Genomic DNA, 5,093 nt, shown 5'->3' with positions numbered 1-5,093 from the left:
ATGTGTCGTATTTAAAGTTCCCTCCTGTCGCACTTAAGGTTCCTATGTGTCGTATTTAAAGTTCCCTCCTGTCGCACTTAAGGTTCCTATGTGTCGTATTTAAAGTTCCCTCCTGTCGCACTTAGGGTTCCCATGTGTCGTATTTAGGTTTAATTTTATTAGTAATTCCAATATCTTCAGGTAGGGCTAAATACTATTAAATACTATAAATACTATTTAAATACTAAGTAAAGACTAGTAAAGGTCATTTTTTGTTCTAATCTGATCTAGTCTTTACATAAAAAATAAAAACTCTTAGAAAATTGGTAATATATAAAGATTATATTTGTACTAAAAATAGTTTAATATATATGAATTTGTAGATTAAATGAAATGTATATAGATTAAACATATAAAATTTAAGAATATTGTATATTTATAGTTTATATTAAGATAGAAGATACCCCTAAAAGCCACTGAGATAGATTTTAAAGAGATTTTTAGATTATTTAGAGTAATTACCTATCAATACAGTTTTTAAAAGCTCTAATTCAAATATACGGCTATATATAAAAATTTTTATCTAATGATTATGATTTTATAAAATATATTGTAATATATTAATTAGTATTAACTCAAGGGGGATATCTAAATGATAAGGGATTTAAAAAAACTAGATAATATAAAAATAATTGAACTTTTAAAAAATGAAGTTTCTAGTATAAACGAAATTGAAATAGAGAATATGATTAATTCTAATAGCTATTGTAAAGTATATGCAGAAGGACATTCTATTGTAGGTTTTTCTATTTTAACTTTTGATAATATAAAAAAAGATTCAAAATTGATGTTGTATGTATCCGAATCAAATAGAAATAATGGAATAGGTAATAAACTATACTCAAATGTTATAAATTTTATTAAGTCTAAAGAAATTGAGAAAGTTAACATTGAGATTAGAATAGAGAAATATGATACTAGTAGTTTTTTCTTAAAAAAGGGATTTAACAGGTGGTTTGGATACTGTCATATGAATTATAAAGGAGATAAGAAGGATTCAAGTTTAAATCCAATTAGATACAAAGACACGTACTATAATGAATATAAAGAGTTATATGAAAATTGCTTTTATGATATGAGAAAATCATTAAATATACAACCTCATAGAGTACATCCCAGTAGAGATGAGTTAATAAAAAATCAAGAGTATATATTCATGTTATTAGACAAAGATAAAATTATAGGATCTGTTACACTTTTAAATAATGAAATTGATGATCTTATTGTAAACAAGAATTATCAAAATAAAGGGTATGGAAAAGAACTTTTAAATTTTGGAATAAACCATTATATTTCACAAGGATCTAAGGATGTTTACTTAAGAGTTTCAAATTGGAATAGTAAAGCCATTAATATTTATAAAAATGCTAGATTTAGGATAAATGTCAAAGGAGAATATTATTACTTAGATTTAAATACAAAAAAGCCTGTATAATATATATTTTTAATATACAGGCTTTCATTTGTTTAAATTCATAAGTACTTGTTAAACAAAAGCTTTAAGAGTTATTACTTATGTATATTTTAAAAGCTTTTATAGCTAAGTACATTGTGTATATTGCAATAATTTTTATAATGAACGTTAGAAACATATTAAATAAATTAAAAACAATCATTCCATTCATAGCTAAATCCATAATAAATCCTCCTAATTCACTTTTGTAAGTCGATTGTTAAGAAGTGACTTTATAGGTTTATATAAAACCAATAAAATCACTAAATTGATGATAACTATTTTAAATATTGAATCAAAGTTATAAGAAATTTGAGCATGAATTAGGCTAGGATCATCAACTGATTGAATAACCCCTATTGATGTACTCATTTGAGATGGTCCAATTACAAAAAATGATATAATTCCGATTACGCAAGAAGAAATAACTGATAAAAGTATATGATACTTATAAGAATAATTTCTCACTAAACTCTCCCCTTTCTTTACTAGATATATTACTAGTATAAATATTGGAATAACAACAAAAATAAGAATACTTAAATCTACAAAATACGACTATACCTAATTTATGTATAAGGATATATTATATTTAAAGAGAATGTTGGTCTTTAAGATATTAATAAAAAATTAAAAAAGGGGGATTTAAAATTTAAAATTATATGCATTCAATAGAATTAAAAAAGTCTTGATTAGCAATTATAGATTCATGTATTGGATTTATATCATATGACTTTTTATGATAATAATATGATTTATCAACGTCACCAAGTTCATAGTAGCAAACACATAGCTGTAAGTTAGGTTTCCAAGTCCAATATTCAGGATATATAAATCCAGATATAGTTTTAGGGATTTCAGTATTTAATATTGTTTTATACCAAAAAATTGCTTCATCTATTTTTCCATCTTTTTGAAAGGAGTACCCTATCCTATACATGATCTCACCTCGAGGAACTGTGTATTCAAGAGCTTTAAATAATGTAGACCTTTCCTTTAAGGTATCGCCTTTATATCCATAACAATCAGCTATTGCACATGAAGCATCTATTTTATCTTCAAACCAAGAATCTGTATCTAAAAATAATTCTAAAATTTTAATAGATTCATCCCAAAGCCTATGATAAAATAATTCTTTTCCATAGTAGTACATATCTCTATTTGTTAATTTATTTCCATATTCTAAATTTTTTTTGTAGATATTTAAGTTTCTATAAGAGGAGTTATGTATCCTTTTATGGGTAACTGTAATATCTGAATTAACTTGATTCCCATAAGTATTTATATATTCATGTACATAACCGACCCATTTAAAATTACGTTCTCTTTTTACTAGTCTTTCTCTAGGGAAAATTAATAGTGGTTTCCCTTCTTCATCAGAGGAATAATTGTACATAAAAGTAACTGAATCTACACTATTATCGAGTGTATATTTTAGATTTTTTAACTTAGTTCTATCAATCTCAAGAAATATATCGTCAGCATCTAACCACAAAATATAGTCTTTAGTAGCCTTATTAAAAGAAAAATTTCTTGCTAAACTAAAATTATCTACCCACTCAAAGTCAAAAACTCTATTCGTGTATTTTAAAGCGATATCTTTTGTATTATCTGTAGATCCTGTATCTATGATATTTATTTCATCTACAATATCATTTACAGTATCTAGACATCTTCCTATAAAACTTTCTTCATTTTTAACTATCATACATAAACTTATTGTAATCATGTGCGCCTCACAAATAAAATATTATAATAAATTTTATATTACTTATAATTTAGACTATGATTGAATTTGATCTACCTTATTTTTTATTAGCATATAATTATTTACTAACCTATCGTCTTTGGGAGATAACTCCATAGCTATGGTTGCATACTCTAAAGATTTATCAAATAAATTTAGATAATATGAACTTAAAGCCCCTAAATCATAGATGTTATAATCCCAACAAAAATCTTCAGTTAAATAAGAACAAGGTTTATTTTTTATACTCAAGGCTTTTTCAATCATACTATATACAGTAAGCCAATCCTCTTGTAAATATGCTAGTTGAGCCATTTCTACGTAAGGTTCTCTCAAATGAGGTGCTTCTGCGATTGCTCTATATAACCACTTAATAGATTCCTGAGTATTACCTTTTTTAATATATGATCTAGCAATAAATCTCATTGATGCACATCTTTCATCTGACCATGTTGCATTAGGCATTTGTAAATATTTTTTTAGCGTTTCAATTGATCTATCATACATGTTATGAAATAAATACTCTCTGCCTAAATAAAGTATATCTTTATCATCATTTGGAAATTCTTTTACGGATAATTCTAAAAGTGATAGATACTGATTTCTTGACTTGTTAGGATCCGGATAATGGTTAAGCTGTATACTTTCATCTGTTACATATACATCAGGCTCGCTTCCAAAATAATATAAAACCTCATGGACAGGTTTTATCCATTTAAATCCATATCTTTTATGTATTTTTTCATATATAAATGAAGTTCCTCTTGAGCCATCTAAATTAAAGTTCCAAGTATAGGAATATCTAAGCCTAGTTGCTTTTGGAGTCCATGTTTTTTCTATTTTATCTCTCCATCCAGGTTCTAGAACTTCATCTAAATCTGTAGACACACATATGTCTACATCATTTGGTAGCAAATTCATTGCTAGATTTCTAGCTACGTCAAATCTCCATGGTTTCACTTCAATACTTTGAACCACTACCCCCCTCGATTTTAACTTTTCAATTGTATTATCTGTGGACCCTGTATCGCATACTACTATTACATCTGCTTCTTTCATTGAGTCTATCCATCTATCAATGAAATTTTCTTCATTTTTACATATAGCATATACGCCTATTTTGTATTTGTTCATAATTCACCTACTAAAAATTATATTTTTAATTAAATATATATGCTTAATAAAAAATATAATACTAAGTTAGTATTTAATGAATAAACATTAACTGTATACAAGTTTATACATTTAATATTATTTTATTAAAGGAGTTGACTATATCTAATGGGCAATATAGATTCTTTTGATTCTAATAATTTAACAGATTCCTCAAGGGGTAGATGTTTAATAGGGTGTGGGGGCCCAACAGGAAACAGAGGCCCAACAGGGCCAACGGGAGCAAGGGGTCCAACAGGAGCAACAGGGCCAACGGGCCCAACAGGAGCAACGGGGGCAAGAGGTCCAACAGGAGCAACAGGGCCAACAGGGCCAACAGGAGCAAGGGGTCCAACAGGAATAAAGGGTCCGACAGGTCCAACAGGGCCAACAGGAGCAAGAGGCCTAATAGGAGCAACAGGCCCAACAGGGCCAACGGGATCAACAGGATGCAGGGGGCCAATAGGAACAGCAGGTGCAATAGGAGCAACGGGGCCAACAGGAGCAGCAGGTCCAGTAGGAGCAACGGGACCAACAGGAGGAATAGGTCCAGTAGGAGCAACAGGACCAACAGGAGCAGCAGGTGAAATAGGAGCAACGGGACCAACAGGAGGAATAGGTCCAGTAGGAGCAACGGGACCAACAGGAGCAGCAGGTCCAGTAGGAGCAACGGGACCAACAGGAGGAATAGGTCCAGTAGGA

General features: G+C 29.3%; 6 protein-coding genes. 2 read left to right on the top strand and 4 right to left on the bottom strand.

Annotation, left to right across the window (positions count from 1 at the left end):
• Positions 1-631 precede the first annotated feature (631 nt).
• Entirely contained in the window at positions 632-1,474 is an 843-nt protein-coding gene (locus GFJ41_RS17580) for a GNAT family N-acetyltransferase (protein ID WP_170075954.1), read from the top strand.
• 64 nt (positions 1,475-1,538) lie between these two features.
• Here the strand turns inward: GFJ41_RS17580 and GFJ41_RS17575 are convergent, their stop codons facing one another.
• The 4 genes from GFJ41_RS17575 to GFJ41_RS17560 form a co-directional block, all read right to left on the bottom strand.
• Entirely contained in the window at positions 1,539-1,676 is a 138-nt protein-coding gene (locus GFJ41_RS17575) for a hypothetical protein (RefSeq protein WP_170075953.1), read from the bottom strand.
• A gap of 11 nt (positions 1,677-1,687) precedes the next feature.
• Positions 1,688-1,960, bottom strand: a complete 273-nt coding sequence (locus GFJ41_RS17570) for a hypothetical protein (RefSeq protein ID WP_170075952.1) — start codon at positions 1,958-1,960, stop codon at positions 1,688-1,690.
• A 190-nt stretch (positions 1,961-2,150) separates the two neighbouring features.
• Positions 2,151-3,200, bottom strand: coding sequence for a glycosyltransferase family 2 protein (locus GFJ41_RS17565; RefSeq protein ID WP_226890284.1), 1,050 nt, complete (start codon positions 3,198-3,200; stop codon positions 2,151-2,153).
• A 75-nt stretch (positions 3,201-3,275) separates the two neighbouring features.
• Entirely contained in the window at positions 3,276-4,373 is a 1,098-nt protein-coding gene (locus GFJ41_RS17560) for a tetratricopeptide repeat-containing glycosyltransferase (protein WP_170075950.1), read from the bottom strand.
• A gap of 147 nt (positions 4,374-4,520) precedes the next feature.
• Here GFJ41_RS17560 and GFJ41_RS17555 point away from each other — a divergent pair.
• A partial coding sequence (locus GFJ41_RS17555) for a collagen-like domain-containing protein (protein WP_500048752.1) occupies positions 4,521-5,093 on the top strand: 573 nt, incomplete at its 3' end.

The sequence above is a fragment of the Paraclostridium dentum genome, from assembly GCF_012922555.1.
In the GTDB taxonomy this organism is placed as follows: Bacteria; Bacillota; Clostridia; order Peptostreptococcales; family Peptostreptococcaceae; genus Paraclostridium; species Paraclostridium dentum.
Note: the sequence above shows the minus strand (reverse complement) of the source record. Positions and strands in the feature narration are given on the sequence as shown.